This is a genomic window from Micromonospora zamorensis (assembly GCF_900090275.1).
Taxonomy (GTDB): domain Bacteria; phylum Actinomycetota; class Actinomycetes; order Mycobacteriales; family Micromonosporaceae; genus Micromonospora; species Micromonospora zamorensis.
In genome coordinates, this window is the sequence record NZ_LT607755.1 from 6,248,499 (window position 1) to 6,271,729 (window position 23,231).

Sequence of the window (23,231 nt, forward strand, 5' to 3'; positions counted from 1 at the left end):
TCGCCGCGTTCAGCTCGACATCTCCAGATACGGCGACAGCCGCAGCGCCAACTCGTCAACCGAGTCGACCTCGCCGCTGGCCAGCGCGTCGGTCAACGCCATCCGCTCCTTCGCGGGCATGTCGAGAACGAAGCCGGCCCGGGCCAGGAACACCCGCATTGCCGCCCAGCCGAGTCCGGCGTTCCAGACGTCGAGTGGTCGCCACATCATCAGGCCATGCAGGAGCGCTGCCGACTTGTCGAGCGCGGTCGGATAGACCTGGCGATCCAGGTAGGCCTGAATGGCCACCTCCACGGTCTTGTGCATCGACCGCTGCTCAGCCTCGGCAAGCTCCTTGAGGCGCTTTTCGACTTCGGGCTTGAGGGTCAGGGTGAAGGCCATACCGAAGCTGTATAACTCTGGTTGACCGGCGTCAACCTCCCGACCATGTGTGTCGTAGGGCGACACCGGCCTCCAGCTCCAGCAGCTTGACCTTGCGAGGCAGGCCCCCGCCAAAACCGACCAGCTTGCCGCCCGCGCCGACGATCCGGTGACACGGCACGATCACCGGGACCGGGTTGCGGTTGCAGGCCACTCCCACCGCCCGTGCCGCTCCGGGATCGCCGACCAGACGCGCCACATCGCCGTACGTCAGCGTCTCCCCGTACGGGATGCGTGTCATCTCCCGCCACACGGCCCGTTCGAAGTCGGAGCCGCGCGGCATCGACACCGGCACGGTGAACGCGGTCAGCTCGCCGGCGAAGTACGCCCGCAGCTCGGCGACGGCCTGCCGGGACACCTCGTGGTCAGGATCGTCCGCCGCCGCCTCGACCCGCCCGAAATGGGCGCCGCAGACGCTCGTGCCGTCGGTGGCGACGGAGAACTCGCCGATCGGTGAGTCGAGCACGGTCCAGCGCATCCACCCATTCTCCCTGTCTCGGACTTCCTGGCCCGCCCGGCTACCAGCGGCGGGCCGAACGCCACTCCTCGGCAGCCCGGATCGCCTCCGCCGCAGCGGCCCGTTCGGCGCGGGTCCGATCGCGGTCCCGGAAGCCCAGGTAGAGCTTGCGACCGGCGAAGAAGGGGAGAAGCAGCGCCGCGTAGAAGACCGTGATGTGTCCGCCGCCGCCGGTGCTCAGCAGGAAGTAGGCGTAGTAGCCGGCAAGCGCGGCACCGATACCGGCCAGCACCCGATCGACTCGCGATGTGGTGGCGAAGGAGGTGGCCGCGACGCCCAACAGGATAGCGGCGGTCAGCACCAGACCGAAGACGTAGATGATGATCACGACGAGCATGGGCGGTCCTCTCGTTCTGACTTGACCGGAACGATCGGCCGGCGGCAGAAGATAGCTCGCCAAGATCCGTCAGCACTGCCCCTTTTTGGTCAGCACCGACGACCCACATCGGTAGATCATCTTGTGTCCCGCAGGGGCTGTCAGACCTTGCGCGGCATCGATACCGTGCAGGTCGTGGCAATGGGGACGCTCATCTTTCTGATCATCGGCGGGGCGGGCATCGGTGTGCTCGCGCTCGCCCTGCTCGGCACCGAGCTGTTCCAGTTCGGGCACGCAGACGTCGACGGGCCGATCTCGGTCGAGACGGTCGCCGGCTTCGCCGGCGCGTTCGGCTTCGGCGCGGCCATCGTCAACGAACTGCTCGGTGCGCGTACCCCTGGCATGGTGGTCGGCGCGGCGGTCGGCGGCGTGCTCGCGGCCGTGCCCACCGCCTGGTTGGCGTCCCGACTCAGCCGGGCGGCGCGGAACATGCGCACCGACCCCACCCCCACCCGCGACGATCTGGTCGGTGCGCTCGGCCTGGTCGTCACCCCGGTGCCGGTTGGCGGCTACGGCGAGGTACGGATTCGTCTCGCCGGTCAACCGGTCAAGCTCAGCGCCCGTGCGGACCAGCCGATACCGGTCGGCGCCCAGGTCTTCGTGGTGCAGGCGCTCAGCGAGACCAGCGTGCAGGTCGAAACCTACTGACTTCCCCTCGTAGACAGGACTCCTTTATATGGCCCTGCTAATCGCCATCGGTGGCGCGGTCCTCCTCGTGCTCATCCTGGTGCTCTTCGTGCTCTCCCGGATCAAGGTGGCCGGACCGAACGAGGCGTTCATCGTCACCGGTCGCAAGGGTCGCACCACCCAGACCGCCGACGGCGGGCGCTCGACCGACAACTCCGGGCAGAAGGTCGTGCTCGGTGCCTCGGTCTTCGTGCTGCCGGTGGTGCAGAAGCTCCAGTCGCTCGACCTGTCCAGCCGACGGATCGACGTCGGCATCCGGGGGGCGGTGAGCAAGCAGGGCATCCGCGCCGACCTGCACGGTGTGGCGATCGTCAAGGTCGGCGGCACCGAGGACGCGATCCGAGCCGCTGCCCAGCGGTTCCTGCACCAACAGGACGAAATCGACAACTTCACCCGGGAGGTGCTCGCCGGAGCGCTGCGCTCGATCGTCGGCCGGCTCACCGTCGAGGAGGTCATCCGGGACCGGGCGGCGTTCGCCAGCGCGGTGGCCGAGGAGGCCGAGCACTCGATGACCAACCAGGGTCTCGTGCTGGACACCTTCCAACTTCAGGACATCCTCGCCGAAGGGTCCTACCTGCAGGACCTGGGCCGGCCCGAGGCCGCCCGGGTGCTCAAGGACGCGGCCATCGCCGAGGCACGGGCCCGGCAGCAGGCCGAGCAGGAGCGGCTGCTCGCCGAAGAGGCCATCGCGGAGGCGAACCGGAACCTGTCTCTCAAGCAGGCCGGCATCCAGGCCGAGATCGACGCGGCGAAGGCGAAGTCCGCCGCCGCCGGCCCGCTGGCCCAGGCCGAACGGGACCAGGCGATCCTCTCCGAGCAGCAGAAGGTCGCCGAGCGCAACGCCGAACTCAAGCAGCGCCAACTGGACACCGAGGTGCGCAAGCCCGCCGACGCGGCCCGGTACAAGGTGGAGCAGGAGGCCGAGGCCTCCCGCGCCGCGGCGGTGCTGCACGCGGACGCACAGCGGCAGTCGGTCATCGCGGCCGCGCAGGCCTCCGCCGAACAGGCGCGGCTCACCGGTGAGGGCGAGCGGGCCCGGCGTGCCGCGCTCGCCGAGGCGAACGCGATCGAGGGCGCCAAGGAAGGTGAGGCCGAGCAGCGTCGGCGCTCCGCCATCGCCGAGGCCGTGGAGCGGGAGGGTCAGGCAGAGGCCGCGGCCATCCTGGCCAAGGGTGAGGCCGAGGCGGACGCGATGGCGCGCAAGGCCGAGGCGTTCGCCGCCTACGGGGAGGCGGCGGTGCTGGACCTGCTGGTCAAGGTGCTGCCGCAGGTGGTCGAGGCGGCGAGCGCGCCGATCGGGGCGATCGACAAGATGACCGTCATCTCCACCGACGGCGCGTCGTCGCTGACGAAGTCGGTGGCCGGCAACGTGGCCCAAGGGCTCCAGCTCGGCAGCGACCTGACCGGGATCGACCTGGCCGGTCTGCTGTCCCGGCTCGGCTCAGCGTCCGCGGCCGGCAACGGCACCCCCACCGGCAAGAGCGCCCCGGCCGTGGACGGGACCGCCGTCGAGACCCGCTGACGACGTCCACAGACGGGCGCCGCTCCCGGTTCGGGGGTGGCGCCCGTCAGTTCCACTCGGGTTCGGTGCGAGGGCTACTCGACGAGGCCCTCGGCGCGGGCCCAGCGCAGCAGCTCGACCTCCGCGGCGTCACGGTCCAGAGGGCCGTGCTCAAGGCGCTGTTCCTTGAGGTGCTTCCAGGCCCGCCCGACCACCGGCCCCGGCGGTACGCCGAGCAACTCCATGATCGCGTTGCCGTCCAGGTCGGGACGGACCCGGGCCAGGTCCTCCTCGGCCGCGATCCGGGCGATCCGATCCTCCAGCGCGTCGTAGTCGGCGGCGAGCTGGGCCGCCTTGCGCCGGTTGCGGGTCGTGCAGTCCGAGCGGGTCAGCTTGTGCAGCCGGGGCAACAGGTCACCGGCGTCGGCGACATACCGGCGCACCGCCGAGTCCGTCCACTCGCCCCGCCCGTACCCGTAGAAGCGCAGGTGCAGCGCGACCAGCGCGGTCACCTTGGCGATGACCTCCTTCGGGTAGCGCATCGCCTTCATCCGGGCCTTGGTCAGCCGTGCGCCGACCACCTCGTGATGGTGGAAGCTGACCCGACCGTCGGGGGCCGCTGCCTTCGTCGCCGGCTTGCCCACGTCATGCATGAGGGCGGCCATCCGCAGGATGAAGTCACAGCCCTCCTCCTCGTAGGAGACCGCGTTCTCGACGACCGTCAGGGTGTGCTCGTAGACGTCCTTGTGCTGCGCGTGCTCGTCGATCTCCAGCTTCAACCCGGTCAGCTCCGGCAGGAACCGTTCGGCCAGCCCGGTGTCGACCAGCAGCCGCAGCCCGGTGATCGGGTCAGCACCGCAGAGCAGCTTCGTGAACTCGTCGCGGATCCGCTCGGCGGTGATCCGGTCCAGGTCGGCGGACATCTCGCTCATCGCCCGGTGCACGTCCGGGTGCACGGCGAAGCGCAACTGGGCGGCGAACCGTGCGGCCCGCAGCATCCGCAACGGGTCGTCGCCGAACGACTCCCCGGGGGTGCTCGGGGTACGGATCATCCTGGCCGAGATGTCGTCCAACCCGCCGTGCGGGTCGGTGAACCGGTGCTCCGGCAGGCTGACCGCCATCGCGTTGATGGTGAAGTCGCGCCGCTTCAGGTCCTCGTCGAGGCTGGTGCCGTAGACCACCACCGGGTTGCGGCTGACCTGGTCGTACGACTCCGCGCGGAACGTGGTGATCTCCAGCCGGAGGCCGTCGCGCTGGGCGCCGATGGTGCCGAACTCCCGACCGGTCTCCCAGATCGACTCGGCCCAGCCCTTGAGGACCCGCAGCGTCTCGTCGGGGTGCGCGTCGGTGCAGAAGTCGAGGTCGTCCCCGAGTCGGCCGAGCAGGGCATCCCGCACCGAACCGCCCACCAGGTGCAACTCGTGACCGGCGCGGACGAAGCGGCGGCCCAACTCGTCGGCGACCGGAGAAACGCGGAGCAGTTCGGCGACGGCGTTGCGCTGCGCGGCGGTGAGTTCGCGGCGGTCGGCGGCGTGAGGAGCGGAAGCTTCGGACATGGGATCGCCAGCTTATCGGGCCAGGGTGTGATCCGATCCGCCGGGCGCGGGTAACGGGTGGGGGTTGACTATGGTCTGTGGCGTGCGGGTCGGTGTCCGGCTCGACGTACCCCTGGGAGGCTGGAGATGAGCGGCGGGCTCTACCGCAGCGCCAACGCCACGCCGGACGGCGGGCCCGGGGCCGGCGGACGTCCCGGCGACGGCGCCACCTTCATCTCCGCCGAGCCCCTGAACCAGCCGGCCCTGGAGTCGACCGCGCCACCGCAGGAGCAGGTGGGCGAGGCGAGCGCGGCGACGAACAGCGCGGTGATGGCCGTCGGCAGCCTGGTCAGCCGCGGCACCGGCTTCCTGCGCACCCTGGTCCTCACCGCTGCACTCGGTTCGGCGGTCGGCAACGCCTACACCACCGCGCAGATCCTGCCCGGGATGGTCTATGAGTTCCTGCTCGGAGGCATCCTCACCAGCGTGCTGATCCCCGTGCTGGTACGCCGGCGGAAGTTCGACGGCGACGGTGGCCAGGCGTACACCCAGCGGCTGTTGACCCTCGCGCTGCTCACCCTCGGCGCGGCCGCGGTGCTGGCGGTGATCCTCGCACCGGTACTCACCTGGCTGTACGCCAGCGACGAGTCGAGCACGGATTATCAAAAGCTGGTCACCGCCCTGGCCCGGCTCATGCTGCCGATGATCTTCTTCACCGGCCTCAGCGCATTGATCAGCGCGGTGCTCAACACCAGGGGGCACTTCGCCGCTCCGATGTGGGCGCCGATCCTGAACAACATCGTGGTGATCGCCACCGCCGGCCTGTACATCGCGGTCTACGGAACGAAGATCCTCGACCCGGGGCAATTCACCACCGGGCAGATCCTGCTGATCGGCGGCGGCACCCTGCTCGGCGTCGCGGTGCAGGCCTGCGGCCTGCTGCCCGCGCTGCGCAAGGTGGGCTTCCGCTGGCGGCTGCGGTTCGACTTCCGCGCGCTGGGTCTCGGTGAGCTCGGCCGCCTTGGCGCCTGGATGTTCTGCTACGTGGCGGTCAGCCAACTTGGTCTGATCGTGGTCTTCAACCTCCTCAGCCGGGTCGGGAAGAACGCTGCCGGCGCTCTGATCTACAACAACGTTTTCCTACTGCTGATGATGGCGCACGGCATCATCGCCGTCTCGATCATCACGGCGCTGATGCCCCGGATGAGCGCGGCTGCCGCCGACGGCCGGTACGCGGACCTGGCCGCCGACCTGTCCCGGGGCACCCGCACCGTCTCGGCGGTGCTCGCACCCATCGCGGTCTGCTACGCGGTGCTGGCCACGCCGATCGCCTTCACCCTCTTCCGGTACGGAGCGTTCAGCGACGAGGACGCCCGGTCGACGGCTCCGGTGCTGTTCTTCGCCGCCGTAGCCCTGGTGCCGTTCGCGGTCAGTCAGCTCTTCACCTTCGCCTTCTACGCCCTGCCAGACACCCGCACTCCGGCGTTGGTCAACATCCCGGTGGTGGCTCTGCGGGCCGGGGTCCAGATCGTGCTCTTCGCCGCCTTCTCGGCAAGCTTCGCGGCCTCCGGCATGATGATTGGCAACGCGGTCTCCTACCTCGCGGCCGCCGTAGCCTCGGCCTGGCTGCTCCGCCCACGGGTCGGCAGAATCGGCCTTGGTGGGATCATGCGCACCCTAGGACGGATCAGCGTCGCCGCACTGGGATCGGCACTGGTCGGTCTGCTGGTGGTCAAGCTGCTGCCCGGTGACGACACACCGAGCCGACTGGAAGCGATCGTGCAGCTCGTGATCGGCGGGGCGGTCATCGGCGGGACCTACCTTGGTCTGGCCATGCTGCTGCGGATCAGTGAGATCACCGAGGTGGTCGGGATGGTCCGCCGCCGCCTGGGTCGCTGACCGTCAGCACCCGATCACAAAAAGTTTCTGCACGCACGGACCGTGACCGCGGATCACCAGGCTGGGGATGCGCCTGTGGATAACTCCGCGATTCGCCGGTCAACCACCGCATCGGCCTGTGGATAACCAACCGTACGGCTGAGCGTGCCGGGCCAATCGGTGGGAACATGCCAGTTGTAGGGAGGGGTCGCATCAGCCCAGCCCCGGCGTCGGTCACTTGCGGTGAAGCCGTAGATTAGCTAGTACATGTGCCAGCAACGTGGCTGACAACGGTCGTAACCGGACGAGCTCTTCGACTGCCGGGAACCCGCCGGGTACGGCGGGAAGATGACATGTCGAGGAGACGGGCAACCCAGGTAAGGTCGCTCTCGACGGGTACGGCAGGGGCCGACGCTGCGCGTCGACACCGGTCGGCCGGTTCCTTCAACGGCAGAGCGGGAAGCCACATGCCCAGCAGTGCGGGTCCATCGATCGACACGATCACCGAGGGAGGACGGGTGACCCAGGTCGGCGAGGGTCAGGAGGCGGACGAAAGCGCTCCTCCGGTCATGACCTTCGGTGCTCCCACGGCCGGTGAAGTCCTCGCCGAGCGGTACGAGCTGGTTGAGCACATCAACAACGACAGCGCGGGTCGGCTGGTCTGGCGCGGGGTCGACGTCATCCTGCGTCGTCCCGTCGCGGTGGTGCTGCGCTACCCGGGTGGCGACTCCGCCACCGAGATGCTTCAGGCGGCCGTCGCGGCCAGCCGGGTCATCCACCCCAACCTGGTCGGCGTCTACGACGCGATCGACGAGGCCGACCGCGCGTACGTGGTGCGCGAGTGGGTCGACGGGCAGTCCCTGCGGGACCTGGCGGCCGACGGTCCACTGGACCCGGCCCGGGCCACCGCCATCGGCAACGCCGTCGCGAGCGCTCTCGCCGCAGTGCACGCCACCGGCATGGTGCACGGCAACGTCCACCCTGGCACCGTCATGATCAGTGACGAGGGCCGCGTGGTCCTGGCGGACGCCCGCACCGATGGCGACGACAGCCAGGAGAACGACATCCGGGCGGTCGGCGGTGTCCTCTACTTCGCCCTGACCGGTTACTGGCCGCACGCCGAGGCACCGCTGCGCGGCGCCACCGCCGGCCACGGCCGGGCCGCCATCCCGGACGCCGTTCGCGACGCCGGGGGCGCCATCGCGGCACCTCGCCAGGTCCGGGCGGGTGTTCCCGCATACCTGGACGACCTGACCATGGATCTGCTCGACGCCGAGATCGCGCCGCCGTCGTCCGATGTGCTCGCCGCCGAGCTGGCCCGACTGGATGTGCCGGCCGAGGAGGAGCACTACCTCGACAACAGTGGGCCGCTGCGGTTCGCCGCCGACACCGAGGAAGAGCCGTCGCCACTGGCCGCTGCCGGTGGTCGCAAGGTCGCCGTGGGCATCGCCGGCTTGCTGGCGGTCGCCCTGGTCGGTCTGCTGATCGGGATCAGCACGCTGGGCGACGGCGACAAGGACCCGCAGGCCAACCAGCCTCCCGCTCCCACCTCCAGCGCCCCGGCCGGCGATGCCACCCCGGCCGCCACCGCGGTCCGCAAGCTGGCCGTCAAGGGCGTCCGGATCGTCGATCCGGACAGCCAGAAGCGCGACGAGCTGGGCGGCGCCGACAAAATCATCGACGGCGACGCGGACAAGGGCTGGGGCACCGACACGTACACGGCGGCCAAGTTCGGCAACCAGAAGTCCGGCATGGGGGTCTGGCTCGACCTCGGCGAGCCGCACAGCGTCAAGTCGGTGCAGGCGGTGCTCTCCGCGACCGGCGCGTCCGCCGAGCTCCTCACCGGCACCACCTCGCCGCCGTCGTCCTCCAACGGCGACAAGCAGATGGTCCAGGCCTACAAGACCCCGGGCACCACCATCGGGCAGCCGTTCGAGGACCACGACGGCACCACCATGACGTTCAACGGGTTCGACGTCGACCAGAAATACCAGTACCTGCTGTTCTGGATCACCGAGTTGCCGGCCAGTGAGCGGGGCTTCCAGGTCGACGTCCAGGAGATCACGGTCCAGGGATCGTGAGCCCGGCACCTCCTCCGTGGCACTGCTTCCACCGGACGTGGTGATGGACGGGCACGCCACAGCTACCGATCTGGAGCTGTTGCGTGCCCATGTCGATGGCGACCGGCACGCTTTCGCCGAGTTGTTCCGCCGGCACCGCGACCGGCTCTGGGCGGTCGCCCTGCGGACCCTCGGTGACCGCGAGGAGGCAGCCGACGCACTCCAGGACGCCCTGCTCTCCGCGCACCGGGCGGCCTCCCGGTTCCGCGGTGACTCCGCCGTCACCACCTGGCTGCACCGCATCGTGGTGAACGCCTGTCTGGACCGGATCCGTCGCCGGCAGGCACACCCGACAGTGCCGCTGCCGGACGGCAACCGTGCCGAGGACGGCTCGGGCACCGGCGGGATCGAGCCGGCCGCCGTGGCACAGGACCACGACACCGTGCTGGTCGTCCGCGAGGCACTCGCCGCGCTACCCCTCGAACAACGCGCCGCGCTGGTGCTGGTCGACGTGCAGGGCTACCCGGTCGCCGAGGTCGCCCGCATCCTCGGCGTCGCCGAGGGGACGGTGAAGAGCCGGTGTGCCCGGGGCCGGGCCCGTCTGGCGGTGCTGCTCGGGCACCTCCGCCCCGCCGTGGCCGCAACGCCCTCGACACGATCGGACCCGGCCGGGATGGTCGGTGACGTGCCGGGCGTCACGCCGGGGAACCCAGGCCCGGCCGAGGGCGTCGGATCGGGGTCGAGCCGATACCGGCGGGACGCCAACCAGGAGGACACGTGACGACCGAGGGGTTCCGGGAGGTCGACGACGACCTCCTCGCTGACTACCTCGGCGGGGCGTTGGACGGCACCCCGCAGCAGGAGGAGGTCGCCCAGCTGGTGTCCGCGGACCCGGCCTGGGCCGAGGCGTACGCACTGCTGGCTCCCGCGTTGACGGAGGTCAGTGCGAGCCTGATCCGCTTGGCTGAGCCGTCACCGGAGATGCCGCAGGCGATCGTCGACCGCCTCTCCGCCGCGCTGGCCGCCGCGGAGCCGACGTCGGACGACCCCTCCGCCGAGCAGACCGCGCCCGGGGTCGACCCGGCCGCCGACACCGGGTCGCCGCTGGTCGTACCGGTGCAGGGCGGGGCCGGTCGCCGGCCCACCACCCCCGCCTCGTCCAGGTCGGGACGCCGGGCATCCACCGGCCCTGGTCGCCGCTGGCGTGAATGGGCCCGCCGTGGCGCACCGGTGGCCGCCGCCACGGTCGCCGTCGTCGCGGTCGCGCTGGGCCTCAACCAGTTGGCGACGGGCGTCTCGGACGACACCGGTGCCACCAGCGCCCAGGACCGGCCGGCCAGTGCACCCGACGACGCCGCGGCGGCCGGCGCGGTCCGCACCACAGGGCCCGCCCTTCGCAGCGGTACGGACTACACCCCGCAGAGCCTCGGCAACGAGCCGGGTGTCGGCACGCTGAGCACACCGACTCCCAGCCGAGTGACCGGCAACACCCCCGGCACCCAGCCGGAGGTGGACGACGAGGAAGGCCGGCGTCCCGCCGGCGACGGGCTGACCCAGTTGGCCCGGCTGACCGACGAGGCCGCGCTGGCGACCTGCCTGGCCGACGTGGCGGCCGAGCACGGCAACGCCCCACTGACGGTCGAGATGCTCGACTACGCGCGGTTCCAGGGCAAGCAGGCCCTGGTCATCCGCTTCACCGACGCGACCGGAGCTCGCTGGGCCTGGGTGAGCGGCCCGGAGTGCGGGGTGCCCGGGTCCGGCTCGGACAGCCGGTATTCGGCGCGGGTAGGGTGAATCCACGGTCAACGGCACAAAGACCGCCCACGTGACCTGACCCACCGGATGCCCGGCTCGGGAATCCCCGGTTCGTACGATGACGTTCTGGAAGTCAGCTGCCGGCCCCACCCAGGCGTCGGCAACTCGGATCGGCATCGGTGCTCGCGCCGACGCCGAACACACACAACTCGGGAGACGGCAGTGGACGAGGTCCGCAACCTGATCATCATCGGCTCCGGGCCGGCCGGCTACACGGCGGCGGTCTACGCCGCACGCGCCAACCTGAAGCCGCTGATCATTGAGGGCGTGCAGTCGGGTGGTGCGCTGATGACCACGACCGAGGTGGAAAACTTCCCCGGCTTCGCTGACGGCATCCTCGGCCCCGAGCTGATGGACAACATGCGCAAGCAGGCCGAGCGGTTCGGTGCCGAGTTCCTCACCGACGACGTGACCCGTGTCGAGCTGGTGGACACCGGCGACGCCGGCTCCGGCGCGGTGAGCACCGTCTGGGTCGGCGAGACCGCCTACCGGGCCCGATCCATCATCCTCTCCACCGGTTCGGCGTGGCGGCCGCTGGGCGTGCCCGGCGAGCAGGAATACCTGGGCCACGGCGTCTCCTCCTGTGCCACCTGCGACGGCTTCTTCTTCCGCAAGCAGCACATCGTGGTCGTCGGCGGCGGCGACTCGGCGATGGAGGAGGCCAGCTTCCTCACCCGCTTCGCCGAGTCGGTCACCATCATCCACCGGCGTGACTCGTTCCGGGCCAGCAAGATCATGGCCGACCGGGCGCTGAGCAACGAGAAGATCAAGGTCGAGTGGAACAGCACCGTCGAGGAGATCCTCGGCGACGACGGCAAGGTCACCGGCGTACGGGTCCGCAACGTGCACACCGGCGAGACCAAGGTGCTGGACGTGACCGGCGTGTTCGTGGCCATCGGTCACGACCCCCGTAGCGAGCTGTTCCGTGGTCAGGTCGAGATGGACGACGAGGGCTACGTCAAGGTCCAGGCCCCCGGCACCCGCACCAACGTGCCGGGTGTCTTCGCCGCCGGCGACCTCGTCGACCACACCTACCGCCAGGCGATCACCGCGGCCGGCACCGGCTGTGCCGCCGCGCTCGACGCCGAGCGGTTCATCGCGACGCTCAGCTGAAGCAACCGAACACATCTGAGGAGGGGCCATAGTGGGAAAGACCAAGGCGGTCACGGACGCGAGTTTCGTCGCCGACGTGCTGCAGGCTGACAAGCCGGTTCTGGTGGACTTCTGGGCCGAGTGGTGCGGCCCCTGCCGCAAGGTTTCGCCGCTGCTCGAGGAGATCGCCGGCGAGATGGGTGACCAGGTCACCATCGTCAAGCTCAACATCGACGAGAACCCGGAGACCGCGCGGGCCTACCGCGTGATGTCGGTGCCGACGCTCACCGTCTTCAAGAACGGCCAGCCGGTGCAGTCGATCGCGGGCGCCAAGCCGAAGGGTGAGCTGGTCAAGCTCATCGAATCGGCCCTCTGACCAGCAGAAACACCAACCGGACCCCGTACCCGCTCGCCGGGTGCGGGGTTTCGTTGTCTCCGGGCCGCATCGGCGACGTTTTTCCTGGCCCCAGCCACCTCACCGCCCCGGAACGCATAGCCTCAAGCCTGGGCCGCCCGGCCAGCCAGCGTCGTGCAGAGGGGGTCGTGCGTGCGTCCGATCCGACCCGGTGACCGGGGACCCGCGGTCACGGAGATTCGTACCATCCTGATCGGCCTCGACCTGCTCGCCGCAGCCGGGCCGCACGCCGACGAGTTCGACCTGGACACCGAGCGGGCCGTCCGGGCGTTCCAGCAGTCCCGAGGGCTCAGCGTGGACGGCCGGGTCGGAGCGGAGACCTGGCGCGCCCTGGACGCCGCCCGCTGGCGGCTCGGCGCCCGCACCCTCTACCACGCGGTCCCCGAGCCGCTCACCGGCGAGGACGTCCGGTCACTGCAGGAGCGACTGCTGGAGATGGGGTACGACGTGGGCCGCGCGGACGCCATCTACGGCGTCCGGACGTCCCGCGCGGTGGCCCAGTTCCAGCGCGAGGTCGGTCTCACCCCCGACGGCTCCTGCGGCCCACACACCATGAACGCGCTGCGCCGGATCGGCCGCAAGGTGGTCGGTGGCCGCCCGCAGTGGCTACGCGAGTCTGATGCGATCCGGCAGTCCGGGCCGGCGCTGGTCGGCAAGACGGTGGTCATCGACCCGGGGCACGGTGGCACCGACCCCGGGATGGTGGTGCCCGACGGGCCGCTGCGCTGGACGGAGGCCGACCTGGTGCACGACCTCGCGAGCCGGTTGGAAGGGCGGCTCGCCGCGTCCGGGGTGCGGGTGCAGCTCACCCGGGGGCCGTCGCCGGACCGTTGTCTGCCGGACACCGACCGGGCCGAGCTGGCCAATTCGCTCGGCGCCGACGTGTTCATCTCGCTGCACCTGGACGGCCACGCCAACCCGGATGCGGAGGGCGTCGCGACCTACCACTACGGCACCGACAACGGGGTGACCTCGGCGACCGGTGAGCGTCTGGCCGGGCTCGTGCAGCGGGAGATCGTCGCCCGGGCCGGCCTGCGGGACTGCCGTACCCACGCCAAGACGTGGGACCTGCTGCGACTGACCCGGATGCCCGCCGTCCGGGTCGAGGTCGGCTACCTCACCTCGCCCACGGACCGCGCCCAACTGGTCGACCCCCGGTTCCGGGACCGTGTGGTGGAGGCGATCGTGGCTGCCGTGCAGCGGATGTACTACCCGATCGAACGGGACGTTCCGACCGGCTCGCTGGACGTCAGCGAACTGCGGGCCGTCGTGGCCGCCGGCACCGTGGTCGACTGACCCTCCGCCTGAGTGCGGTCGCCGCGCGCGAGCCCGGCGGTCAGCCGTTGGTGGAACGGGTGGCCGGGGCGGGACGGACCGGGCGGAGCAGCGTCTCCGGGCTCATCGAGCCGAGCAACTTCTCCAGCGCGTACTCGACGTCGGACTTCCAGCTCAGCGCCGTACGCAGCTCGAGGCGCAGCCGGGGGAAACGCGGATGCGGACGTACGGTCTTGAACCCCACCGAGAGGAAGAAGTCGACCGGCGCCACGCAGCCACCCGAGGGGTCGTCCGCGTCGCCGAACTTGGCGTCGCCGAACGCCTCGATTGCCTTGATCCCCCGCTTGGTCAGGTCCCGGGCGACGCCCTGCACCAACATCCGGCCCAGGCCGCCACCGGCGAACGCGGCGACCACGTTGGCCGTCATCAGCAGTGCCGCGTCGGCGGAGACCGGCGAGGTCGGGAACGCCATCGAGCGGGGCACGTAGGCGGGTGGGGCGTACATCACGAAGCCGGCCGGCATGCCGTCGACGTACGCGAGCTTGCCGCAGGAGCCCCACTCCAGCAGCGTCTGGGAGACCCACGCCTCCTTCTCCAGGCCCGGATCGCCAGCGGCGCAGGCGCGCTCCGCGGAGACCGGATCGAGCTCCCAGTAGACGCACTGCCGGCACGGGCGCGGGAGGTCTTCCAACGTGTCGAGGGTCAGGCTGACCAGACGTCGCGACATATGGAGCATCCCCACAATAGGCTCGGTGGTGAGACCGGCATGGAACGACAGCGCCGCCTTCCTGCCCCCGACGAGCGATCGTACGCCGCCGATCGGAGATGCGGGAGGGGACGCGCAGATGCCCACCACACCGGGGGACGCCGGGCACGGTCCGCGATGTGGTCGATCCGTCTCGGCACGGTCGCGGGGCGGCTTCGGCGGACTAGGATCGACAATCGGTGTCCCACCGCCATGGTCAGCGGCTTGTGGGGTACCCGGGGCGGGAGCCACCCGAGCAGCGATCGAGGTGAGGTCATGACCGGCACGACACTCGACGACTACACCGACCGGTACGCCCGGCGGGTACGCGGGATGACCGCCTCGGAGATCCGAGCACTGTTCGCGGTCGCCAGCCGTCCCGAGGTCGTCTCGCTCGCTGGCGGCGCACCGTACATCGCCGCCCTTCCGCTGGACGCTGTCGGTGAGATGCTCGGCCGGCTCGGCTCGGAGCACGGCGTGACCACCCTCCAATACGGCATCGGTCAGGGCACCCTCGAGCTGCGCGAGCGCATCTGCGAGGTGATGTCGCTCTCCGGGATCGACGCCGCGTGCGGCGCCTCTCCGGAGGACGTCGTCGTCACCGTGGGCGGGCAGCAGGCCCTGGACCTGGTGGCCCGGCTCTTCCTCGACCCCGGTGACGTGGTGCTGGCCGAGGGTCCGACGTACGTCGGTGCGCTCGGCGTCTTCCAGGCCGCCCAGGCGCAGGTCGTGCACGTACCGATGGATGAGGACGGGCTCGTCCCGGAGGCGCTGGAGGCGGCCATCGCCGACCTCGCCCGCGCCGGGCGTCGGGTGAAGTTCCTCTACACGATCCCCACCTACCAGAACCCGACCGGCGTGACGCTCAGCGAGGAACGCCGGGAACGGGTCCTCGACATCTGTGAGCGCGCCGGCCTGCTCGTCGTCGAGGACGACCCGTACGGTCAGTTGGGTTTCGAGGGTGAGGCCCCCGCGCCCCTGCGGGCCCGCCGCCGGGACGGGGTCTTCTACCTCAGCACCTTCTCCAAGACCTTCGCGCCCGGGCTGCGGGTCGGTTGGATCCTGGCGCCGCACGCGGTCCGCGACAAGCTGGTCATCGCCAGCGAGGCGCAGATCCTCTGCCCCAGCGGTTTCGCCCAGGCCGCCGTCTCCACCTACCTGGGCACGATGCCCTGGCGGCAGCAGCTCAAGGTCTACCGCGAGGTCTACCGGGAGCGCCGGGACGCCCTGCTCGACGCGATGACCGACCTGATGCCCGAGGGCACCAGCTGGACCACGCCGGCCGGCGGTCTCTTCGTGTGGGCCACCCTGCCCGAGGGGCTCGACTCCAAGGCCATGATGCCGCGAGCGGTCGCCGCCCGGGTCGCCTACGTGCCCGGCACCGGCTTCTACGCCGACGGCACCGGCACCGGCGCGATGCGGCTCAACTTCAGCTTCCCGCCACCGGAACGGATCCGCGAGGGCGTCCGCCGGCTGTCCGGTGTGATGGAGCAGGAGATCGCGATGCGCCGCGTCTTCGGTGCCGTGGGCGGTGCCGCCGGCCGACGCGGCCAGGCCGGCTCCGACGTGCCAGGGCCTGACTTGGCATGATGCCGGCATGGGTACGACCGCCGTTGAGCGCCTCCTCGTGACCGATTCCGTCGCCTCGCCCGACCTACGCGTCGTGGTGCTCGCGGGTGGGCTCTCCTACGAGCGGGACGTGTCACTGCGCTCCGGTCGCCGGGTGCTCGACGCGCTGCGCGCCGTTGGGGTGGAGGCCGAGCTGCGCGACGCCGACGTGGCGCTGCTCCCCGCACTGGCCGCCGACCCACCGGACGCGGTGGTGATCGCACTGCACGGCGCCACCGGCGAGGACGGCTCGCTGCGCGGGGTGCTGGACCTGTGCGACATCCCGTACGTCGGCTGCGATGCCCGCGCCTCCCGGGTCGCCTGGGACAAGCCCTCGGCCAAGGCCGTGCTTCGCGAGGCCGGCATCCCCACCCCGGACTGGGTGGCCCTGCCGCACGATCGCTTCTCCGAGCTGGGCGCGGTCGCCGTACTGGACCGGATCGTCGACCGGCTGGGCCTGCCCCTGATGGTCAAGCCCGCCCAGGGCGGGTCGGGGCTGGGTGGCGCGGTGGTCCGCGACGCGGCGGCGCTGCCTGCGGCGATGGTCGGCTGCTTCGCGTACGACTCCACGGCCCTCGTCGAGCGGTACGTGCCCGGCATGGACGTGGCGGTCTCCGTTGTCGACCTCGGCGACGGACCGCAGGCGTTGCCGCCGGTGGAGATCGTGCCGCGCAACGGCGTGTACGACTACGCCGCCCGCTACACGGCCGGCCGGACCACCTGGCACGCGCCGGCTCGGCTGGACCCGGAGGTGGCCGCCACGGTCGCCGACGTGGCTCTCGCCGCGCACACCGCACTCGGCCTGCGGGACCTCTCCCGCGTCGACGTGATCGTGGACGCCTCGGGCCAGCCGCACGTGCTGGAGGTCAACGTCTCGCCGGGCATGACCGAGACGTCACTGCTGCCGCTCGCCGTGCAGGCGGCGGGGTTGGACTTCGGCCGACTCCTCGGCACGCTGGTCAACCGAGCAGCGGCTCGCCTCACCACTTCCTGACCTGCTCACCTCAGACACCCCCTGTCGAGGCGTTCGCGTGGGTCATCGAATCGCCTGGCCGACGCGGGGTGCGATGAACCGCCGCAGCGGCAGGGCGATGAGCAGTGCGACCGTAACCAGGAGGCCGCTGACCCACGCCGGGCCAAGGTCGTTGGCGTTGGCCCCGAGCGTCGCTGCGGCAACGGCAGGGCCGCCAGCGGCACCGATGTTGAGCGCCGCGGTCGCATACGAACCTCCCATGGTGGGGGCTCCTGCTGCCTCATAGAGGACCCTGGCGATCAGGGTGCTGCCCAACGCGAAGGAAAGCGTGCCCTGCACGAACACGAGGAGCAGAAGCGCCACCGGCTGGGCAGCCAGGGTCGCCAACGCGAACCAGCCGAGCAACAGCAACGGGCCACCGACTGCGATCACGAGGCCGGGACGCTGATCGGAGAGCCGTCCCGCGAGGGTGACGCCGAGGAAGGACCCAACACCAAAGAGCACCAGCACGACCGAGACCCACAGCTCGCCCAGGCCGGCGGTGTCAGTCACGATCGGTGCCAGGAAGGTGAATGTGGCGAAGGTGGCCGCGTTGACGAGGGCACCGAGCAACATGACCAGGACCAGCCTGGGCATCGCGAGCTGGGCGATCTCGTTCCGAAGAGACGAGCCAGCCGGAGTGTCCCGAGAGGTCGTTCCGACACGGGCCGGGATGCCCTTCATGACACCGAAGGCAGCGGGAAGGCAGAGCAGTGCGATCGCCCAGAAGGTTGCCCGCCAGCTGAGCACCGTGCCGAGGATCGCGCCGCCGGGAACTCCAGCGATGGTGGCCACGGTCGTAACCGAGAGCAGCACCGCCAGCGCACGCCCTTTCTGGTCAGATGCGACGAGCGTGGCCGCCGCGCTCAGTGCCACAGCAAGGAAGCCCGCGTTGGCCAGGGCGGCGATCACCCGGGTGATCAGCAGAACCGCGAAGCTCGTCGTGAGAGCGCCTACGACGTGGGCCACGGCAAAAACCAGCACGAAGCACAGCAGGCTGGCCCGGACAGGCCACCAGCGCGCAAGCGCCGCCATCAGTGGCGCGCCGAAGATCATCCCGAGAGCAAACGCCGAAGTCAGAAGCCCGGCAGCCCCGACCGACACGTCGAGGCTTGCGGCGATGTCCGGCACCAGGCCGGCAAGCATGAACTCCGAGGTACCCATGGCGAAGACCGCCACGGCAAGCAGGTACAGCGGCAGAGGCATCAAGAACTCCGAGGTGAGAGAGAACGAGGAGACGTCTCGTCACCGCGGCCAGCGCCCAAGGGTGCGCGCAAATCCCCATGCAGCGAAGGCTGCTGGGAAGCGGACTATGAACTCAGTGGTTCAGGGGGCTGACGGCGTGACCGAAAGCCCTCACCTTGGATGCCTCAGGGCTCGACATGGCGCAAACACTACTCAAAACCGCCGGTCACCAAGCAACCGGTTTCCGGCCGGGGCGAGTGTCGTCAACCTTGTGCCCCGGGGCGCCGATGTTCTAGGCGTCGCTGTTCGGGGCGGCCCTGCGGGGTGCCTCATCCAGCGCGCCGGCGGTGGCCTTGTCAGCAGCCTCGCCCTCCGGATCGTTCCGGACCGCGGCTCCCCGGAGAATCGCGGGTCCGTTGGCGGGCACCGCGCCGGCGACGCCGGACGTGGGTGTGCCGGACTCCGAGACGCCAGATGGTGTCGTGCCGGACGTTGAGGCGCCGGACGTTGAGGCGCCGGACGATGTCGTGCCGGCGGGTGCGCTGCTCGCCGCGTTGCCGGCTCGTGCCGGGCTGGCGGTTTCGCTCGTCGGAGCGGTGTCGGCGACCATGGACCCGGCGTCGGCGTCCCCGTCCACAGGATCCGCTGAGGGTGCCGTGTCGCCGTCGGTCGGATCGACGCCGGGCGTGGAGCCCGCTGGTTCGGGGATCTCCTCCGCCGCCTCGATGACCGAGGCAGCAGCAGCAGCCGCTGCGGCATCGGCGGCAGCGGCATCCGCAGCTTCGGACTGAGCCAGGAGGCTGGACGGTGCCTGCCACTGGATGCGGGGCGGCTCGGCGAGTGGGCGACCGCCAAACTCGGCGAGCCAGGCGGCGACGAGCGCCAGATTCTCCCGCCACTGCGCCTCGGAGATCGGCGGCAGGATCGAGTCCCACAGTGACAGGAAGGTGCCCCGCAGCTGGAGGCGACCGTACGGCCGAGCGAGGAACCACATGTGCAGGTGGGCCGAGCCGTCTCCCCACCGGTTGACGTGGACTCGCGCCACCCCGTCGAGGGACCGGATTGCCCGCTCCAGACGAACGGTCATCACGCCCAGCTCGGCGGCGAGCAGGTTCGGCAGATCGCCGAGGTCGAGGTGTGTCCGCGATTCCAGGATGAGCACCATGGGCAGCCCGGTGGGCCGGTCCATGGCGCGTACCCGCCAGCGCTCTCCGACCCAGATGTAGGCATCGTCGGGTGCGTTGCAGGCGGTGCATTCCCGGAGACCCTCGCCCTTCCGGGGCGGTTCGACCGGGACCGGATCATCGAGTTGCTTCACGTGGAGGTCGCCCTCGAAGGGGAACGACGGCCACTGGGTGAAGTCCGGGACTGAGGGAGGGGTGTCGTGCACGACGCTGACCCTAACCGAGTCTGGCACCGCTGTCCCTACCTGAATGATCGGTCCGGGCCTGCCGAATCAGTGCCCGTCGTCGACCGGGTACACGGTGTCACCGCTGCGCCGTGAAGCGATATCCACAGGCTGCCGAGATCCTCAACACAGGCCGTCATCCACAGGCTCGCACCCGCTCCCACGCGCTGTTTCACGTGAAACAGGGGGTGCCTGTGGACAAAGGGTGTGGATAACTTTTCGGGCCGTCGGTCGTTGTCCGCGAACTGCCTGCGGGCGCGTTGGCGACCGTTCGGAGACGGCATCGGGGCGTTGCCGTTCGACTCGGTTGCGCTGGAGCTTTGGATTCCGCTCCCAGCGGGACAAGGTCGCCTGCCGGGGTGCCGAAGCGGTCCTGGATCGAACCGCTGCCTCAGGCGCGTGGAGTTTCCACCGGGCTCGCCCCTGAGAGGTTTTCCTCAGGGGCGAGGTCTCCCCACTCCGGGCCGAGCGACGCCGACCACCCCGCTCAAGGCGCAGTCAGCTGTGAGGCGAGAACAGGGCGTCGGACGGCCGCCTGTCGAGGTGCCAGCCGAGCGGACGGTCGCACCGCAAGGCCCCCAACGGTGCAGGGTCGACGGACAACGCGAGGGCGGGCACCACGACGAGGGGCGCGGGCACAACGACGAGGGCGGCAGCGCGACGAGGGCGGGGCGTCGCGAGGTGGACAGGGCGGGACAGACGCAGACCGAGGCCGCGATACGACGGGCGACGGGCGACGGTGAGGTGGGCTGCCGCTTTACTGCGGGCTCCCGCCATCGCTGCCGGCCGGTGCGGTCCTGGTCGTAACGCACAGAGGCCGACCAACCGCCTCCTGATGCTCACGTGCCCTGAGAAGAGCGTCCGGCGCTCCGGTCGATCACAACCACCCTCTGCGGCACACGACGCGGCAGCGAGCAACTGAGCGGCGTACAGGGCACTCCATGAGCATCTACTAGCGGGCCGGGTGAGGACTGGCGTCCGATTCCGCATCTCGGTGGCCGAGCCGCGCTCCCCACGGATCAGGTGCAGTCGGGGCGTCGACCATCCGCGGCCCCCTCTCGTTTCACGTGAAACAGAGCCTCAAGCCTTCGCCCACCGGCTGACGTCGACCGGCGCAGGGGTTCGGTGGTGCGCCGCCGCGCCGCTCGGGCTGAGCGAGCCGTAGGCGTTGGAGTCGCGCCGTAGGGCCGCCAATCGGTAAAGCGTGAAACGGCCGCCGTTTCACGTGAAACGTGGCGAGCGGGATACGGAACGGCCGCACACCCCTGAGGGGTAGCGCGGCCGTTGCGAGTAGGGAGGACTCAGCCCTCGCTCTCCTCCTGCTGCACTCCGATGATCCCGACGATCCGCTCCAGGTCGTCCACGGTCGCGAACTCGATCGTGATCTTGCCCTTGCTCCGCCCGATGTCCACCTTCACCCGGGTGTCGAACCGGTCGGACAGTCGGTCGGCGAGATCGGTCAGGGCCGGCGCGTGCGCCTTCGGCCGGCGCTTCGCGGCCTGCCCCTTCGCCGGCCCGTCGTTCAGCGTGAGGGCAACGATCTCCTCGGTCGCCCTGACCGACAGGCCCTCGGCCACGATCCGCAACGCCAACTGTTCCTGTGCCTCTGCACCGTCGAGGCTCAGCAGGGCGCGGGCGTGACCGGCCGACAGGATCCCTGCGGCCACTCGGCGCTGCACCTGCGCCGGCAGGTTCAACAGTCGGATCGTGTTGGAGATCTGCGGGCGACTCCGGCCGATCCGGCGTGCCAGCTCCTCGTGGGTGGCACCGAACTCCTCCAGCAGTTGCTGGTAGGCGGCGGCCTCTTCCAGAGGGTTCAGGTTGGCCCGGTGGATGTTCTCCAGCAGGGCGTCGCGGAGCATGGCGTCGTCCCGGGTGTCCCGGACGATTGCCGGGATGTTCTCCCGCCCCACCGCCTGAGCGGCGCGCCAGCGTCGCTCGCCCATGACCAGCTCGTACTTTTCGTCGTCGAGCTGCCGGACGACGATCGGCTGGAGGAAGCCGACCTCCAGGATCGAGGTCTTGAGCTCCTCCAGAGCCTCCTCGTCGAAGACCTGGCGGGGCTGCTTCGGGTTGGGCAGGATCGCGTCGACCGGGATCTCGGCGAACCGCGCACCCGGCACCGGACTGAGGACGGGCTCCGGCTCTCGGACCGGCGCCCCGACGGGAGCCGCGGCGACGACCTCGGCGCCCGTGTCGTCCACGTACTCGTTCTCCGGTTCGGCCGTCGCGGTGCCAGCGGCAGCCGGCGCCGGCCCGGTCGGGATCAGTGCCCCCAGGCCCCTACCCAGACCGCCCCGAGGACGGTTCTTCATGCCACGCCTCCCAGCGACTCATCCGCACTACGCATTCCGGCCCACCGGCTCCTTGACGCCTCGTTCCGCGATCTCCTGGGCGGCTTCGAAGTAGCTCGTCGCTCCCCGCGAACCGGGATCGTAGGTCATCACCGACTGGCCGTAGCTCGGCGCCTCCGAGACGCGGACGTTGCGGGGGATGACCGCCTGGAGGACCTTGTCGCCGAAGTGGTTCCGGACGTCCTGCTCGACGGCGTCGGCCAGCCGGGTACGGCGGTCGTACATGGTCAGCAGGATGGTGGAGACGTCGAGTTTCGGGTTGAGGTGCTGGCGTACCAGGTTGATGTTGTTGATCAGCTGGTTGAGCCCTTCCAGTGCGTAGTACTCGCACTGGATCGGAATCAGCACCTCCTGCGCGGCCACCAGAGCGTTGACCGTCAGCAGACCGAGCGAGGGTGGGCAGTCGATGAAGACGTAGTCGAACTCGCCCGGGTAGGCGGCGATCGCGCGGTCCAACCGCGACTCCCGCGCGACCACGGAGACCAGCTCGATCTCCGCGCCGGCCAGGTCGATGGTCGCGGGGACGCACCAGAGGTTGGGGATGCCCTCGACCGCCTGCGCCACCTCGGCCAGCGGAACGCTGTTGATCAGGCAGTCGTAGACGTCCGGGATGCCGGTGTGGTGGGGGACGTTGAGCCCGGTCGAGGCATTGCCCTGCGGGTCGAGGTCCACCACGAGCACCCGGTTGCCGTGCAGGGCGAGCGCCACCGCAAGGTTGACGGTGGTGGTGGTCTTACCCACGCCGCCCTTCTGGTTGGCGACGCACATGACCCGGGTCCGGTCCGGTCGAGGCATGGTCACCTCGCCACTGGGATTCAGGATCTGCACGGCGCGCATCGCCTCCATAGCCAACGGTGGGTCATCCTCTTCGCGCGTCGGGGTTTCACGTGAAACGTACGTGGGGTCGGCCGCCACGGCGGCCAACGACTCGGTCGAAGCCACCGGTGCTTCGGCAACCGCAGGTGCGGCATCCCGAACGACTGCGGCGGTGGGCTGGTGCGGAACCGCGGGCTCGAAACGAACCGCCGCGGCGGTGTTGCGGCGACCCGAGGTCGACCGCACCTCGGCGGCGTTGACCGGTCGGCTCAACCCCTCCGGCGTACGACGAACACTCGCCGGATCCGGGACGGCCGCGCCCTCCGGTTGCCCCGAGCCCGGGGACTGCTCGGGTGCTACCGGCGCATCGCCGTCCGCTGGACTGGTCGGTGACCCGGTCGCGCCGGGCGACCAGCTCGGGTAGTCGGTTTCACGTGAAACGGGATCGCTGGTTGACCCGGTCACGCGTGGATCGTCGTACCTGCCGTCGTCATGCACCTGTCATCCCTGCCCGCTTCGGATGGTCGGTCCG

At 70.3% G+C, this 23,231-nt stretch carries 20 protein-coding genes; 11 read left to right on the forward strand and 9 right to left on the reverse strand.

Annotated features, from left to right (window positions below):
- Positions 1 to 9: 9 nt before the first annotated feature.
- The 3 genes from GA0070619_RS27955 to GA0070619_RS27965 are packed head-to-tail and all read right to left on the reverse strand — an operon-like array spanning position 10 to position 1,274.
- Complete coding sequence (locus GA0070619_RS27955; RefSeq protein ID WP_088950780.1) at positions 10 to 381, reverse strand: ribbon-helix-helix protein, CopG family; 372 nt, start codon at positions 379 to 381, stop codon at positions 10 to 12.
- A 31-nt stretch (positions 382 to 412) separates the two neighbouring features.
- Positions 413 to 898: a methylated-DNA--[protein]-cysteine S-methyltransferase gene (locus tag GA0070619_RS27960; protein WP_088950781.1), complete on the reverse strand. Its 486-nt coding sequence runs from the start codon at positions 896 to 898 to the stop codon at positions 413 to 415.
- Between the two features lie 40 nt (positions 899 to 938).
- A complete protein-coding gene (locus GA0070619_RS27965; RefSeq protein WP_088950782.1) occupies positions 939 to 1,274 on the reverse strand; it encodes a hypothetical protein in 336 nt (111 codons plus the stop codon).
- Positions 1,275 to 1,454: 180 nt separating this feature from the next.
- Here GA0070619_RS27965 and GA0070619_RS27970 point away from each other — a divergent pair, with 180 nt between their 5' ends.
- Together GA0070619_RS27970 and GA0070619_RS27975 are read left to right on the forward strand one after the other, a co-directional pair.
- Positions 1,455 to 1,961 carry an NfeD family protein gene (locus GA0070619_RS27970; RefSeq protein WP_088950783.1) on the forward strand — a complete coding sequence of 169 codons (507 nt, stop codon included), beginning with the start codon at positions 1,455 to 1,457 and terminating at the stop codon, positions 1,959 to 1,961.
- Between the two features lie 28 nt (positions 1,962 to 1,989).
- Positions 1,990 to 3,522 carry a flotillin family protein gene (locus GA0070619_RS27975; RefSeq protein WP_088950784.1) on the forward strand — a complete coding sequence of 511 codons (1,533 nt, stop codon included), beginning with the start codon at positions 1,990 to 1,992 and terminating at the stop codon, positions 3,520 to 3,522.
- 74 nt (positions 3,523 to 3,596) lie between these two features.
- Here the strand turns inward: GA0070619_RS27975 and GA0070619_RS27980 are convergent, their stop codons facing one another.
- A complete protein-coding gene (locus GA0070619_RS27980) occupies positions 3,597 to 5,057 on the reverse strand; it encodes a CCA tRNA nucleotidyltransferase (RefSeq protein WP_088950785.1) in 1,461 nt (486 codons plus the stop codon).
- 126 nt (positions 5,058 to 5,183) lie between these two features.
- Here GA0070619_RS27980 and murJ point away from each other — a divergent pair, with 126 nt between their 5' ends.
- The 7 genes from murJ to GA0070619_RS28015 all read left to right on the forward strand — a co-directional run bounded on the left by murJ (position 5,184) and on the right by GA0070619_RS28015 (position 13,592).
- Positions 5,184 to 6,935, forward strand: coding sequence for a murein biosynthesis integral membrane protein MurJ (gene murJ / locus GA0070619_RS27985; protein ID WP_088950786.1), 1,752 nt, complete (start codon positions 5,184 to 5,186; stop codon positions 6,933 to 6,935).
- 446 nt (positions 6,936 to 7,381) lie between these two features.
- Positions 7,382 to 8,995 carry a protein kinase family protein gene (locus tag GA0070619_RS27990; RefSeq protein ID WP_088950787.1) on the forward strand — a complete coding sequence of 538 codons (1,614 nt, stop codon included), beginning with the start codon at positions 7,382 to 7,384 and terminating at the stop codon, positions 8,993 to 8,995.
- Between the two features lie 43 nt (positions 8,996 to 9,038).
- A complete protein-coding gene (gene sigM / locus GA0070619_RS27995; RefSeq protein WP_088952103.1) occupies positions 9,039 to 9,755 on the forward strand; it encodes an RNA polymerase sigma factor SigM in 717 nt (238 codons plus the stop codon).
- Positions 9,752 to 10,768, forward strand: a complete 1,017-nt coding sequence (locus GA0070619_RS28000) for a hypothetical protein (protein WP_088950788.1) — start codon at positions 9,752 to 9,754, stop codon at positions 10,766 to 10,768. Before sigM ends, GA0070619_RS28000 begins: the two co-directional genes overlap by 4 nt.
- 183 nt (positions 10,769 to 10,951) lie before the next feature.
- The gene (gene trxB / locus GA0070619_RS28005) at positions 10,952 to 11,902 is read left to right on the forward strand and encodes a thioredoxin-disulfide reductase (protein ID WP_088950789.1); all 951 of its coding nucleotides are present in this window, start codon (positions 10,952 to 10,954) and stop codon (positions 11,900 to 11,902) included.
- A 31-nt stretch (positions 11,903 to 11,933) separates the two neighbouring features.
- Positions 11,934 to 12,257, forward strand: a complete 324-nt coding sequence (gene trxA / locus GA0070619_RS28010) for a thioredoxin (protein ID WP_088950790.1) — start codon at positions 11,934 to 11,936, stop codon at positions 12,255 to 12,257.
- A 171-nt stretch (positions 12,258 to 12,428) separates the two neighbouring features.
- Positions 12,429 to 13,592, forward strand: a complete 1,164-nt coding sequence (locus GA0070619_RS28015) for an N-acetylmuramoyl-L-alanine amidase (protein WP_088950791.1) — start codon at positions 12,429 to 12,431, stop codon at positions 13,590 to 13,592.
- Positions 13,593 to 13,632: 40 nt separating this feature from the next.
- On the opposite strand, the gene GA0070619_RS28020 is transcribed toward GA0070619_RS28015, so the two are convergent.
- Positions 13,633 to 14,298, reverse strand: a complete 666-nt coding sequence (locus GA0070619_RS28020; RefSeq protein ID WP_088950792.1) for a GNAT family N-acetyltransferase — start codon at positions 14,296 to 14,298, stop codon at positions 13,633 to 13,635.
- A gap of 294 nt (positions 14,299 to 14,592) precedes the next feature.
- Between GA0070619_RS28020 and GA0070619_RS28025 the strand changes: the two genes are divergently transcribed.
- On the forward strand, positions 14,593 to 15,906 hold the full coding sequence (locus GA0070619_RS28025; RefSeq protein WP_088950793.1) for an aminotransferase-like domain-containing protein: 1,314 nt from the start codon (positions 14,593 to 14,595) through the stop codon (positions 15,904 to 15,906).
- A gap of 7 nt (positions 15,907 to 15,913) precedes the next feature.
- Positions 15,914 to 16,918 (forward strand): D-alanine--D-alanine ligase family protein, encoded by a 1,005-nt coding sequence (locus GA0070619_RS28030; protein WP_088950794.1) that lies wholly within the window; start codon positions 15,914 to 15,916, stop codon positions 16,916 to 16,918.
- 42 nt (positions 16,919 to 16,960) lie between these two features.
- On the opposite strand, the gene GA0070619_RS28035 is transcribed toward GA0070619_RS28030, so the two are convergent.
- The 4 genes from GA0070619_RS28035 to GA0070619_RS32910 all read right to left on the reverse strand — a co-directional run bounded on the left by GA0070619_RS28035 (position 16,961) and on the right by GA0070619_RS32910 (position 23,197).
- Complete coding sequence (locus tag GA0070619_RS28035) at positions 16,961 to 18,142, reverse strand: Cmx/CmrA family chloramphenicol efflux MFS transporter (protein WP_088950795.1); 1,182 nt, start codon at positions 18,140 to 18,142, stop codon at positions 16,961 to 16,963.
- 271 nt (positions 18,143 to 18,413) lie between these two features.
- Positions 18,414 to 19,286, reverse strand: coding sequence for a hypothetical protein (locus GA0070619_RS28040; protein ID WP_414855646.1), 873 nt, complete (start codon positions 19,284 to 19,286; stop codon positions 18,414 to 18,416).
- 1,544 nt (positions 19,287 to 20,830) lie between these two features.
- Positions 20,831 to 21,844: a ParB/RepB/Spo0J family partition protein gene (locus GA0070619_RS28045; RefSeq protein WP_088950797.1), complete on the reverse strand. Its 1,014-nt coding sequence runs from the start codon at positions 21,842 to 21,844 to the stop codon at positions 20,831 to 20,833.
- A gap of 27 nt (positions 21,845 to 21,871) precedes the next feature.
- A complete protein-coding gene (locus tag GA0070619_RS32910; protein WP_088950798.1) occupies positions 21,872 to 23,197 on the reverse strand; it encodes a ParA family protein in 1,326 nt (441 codons plus the stop codon).
- Positions 23,198 to 23,231 lie beyond the last annotated feature (34 nt).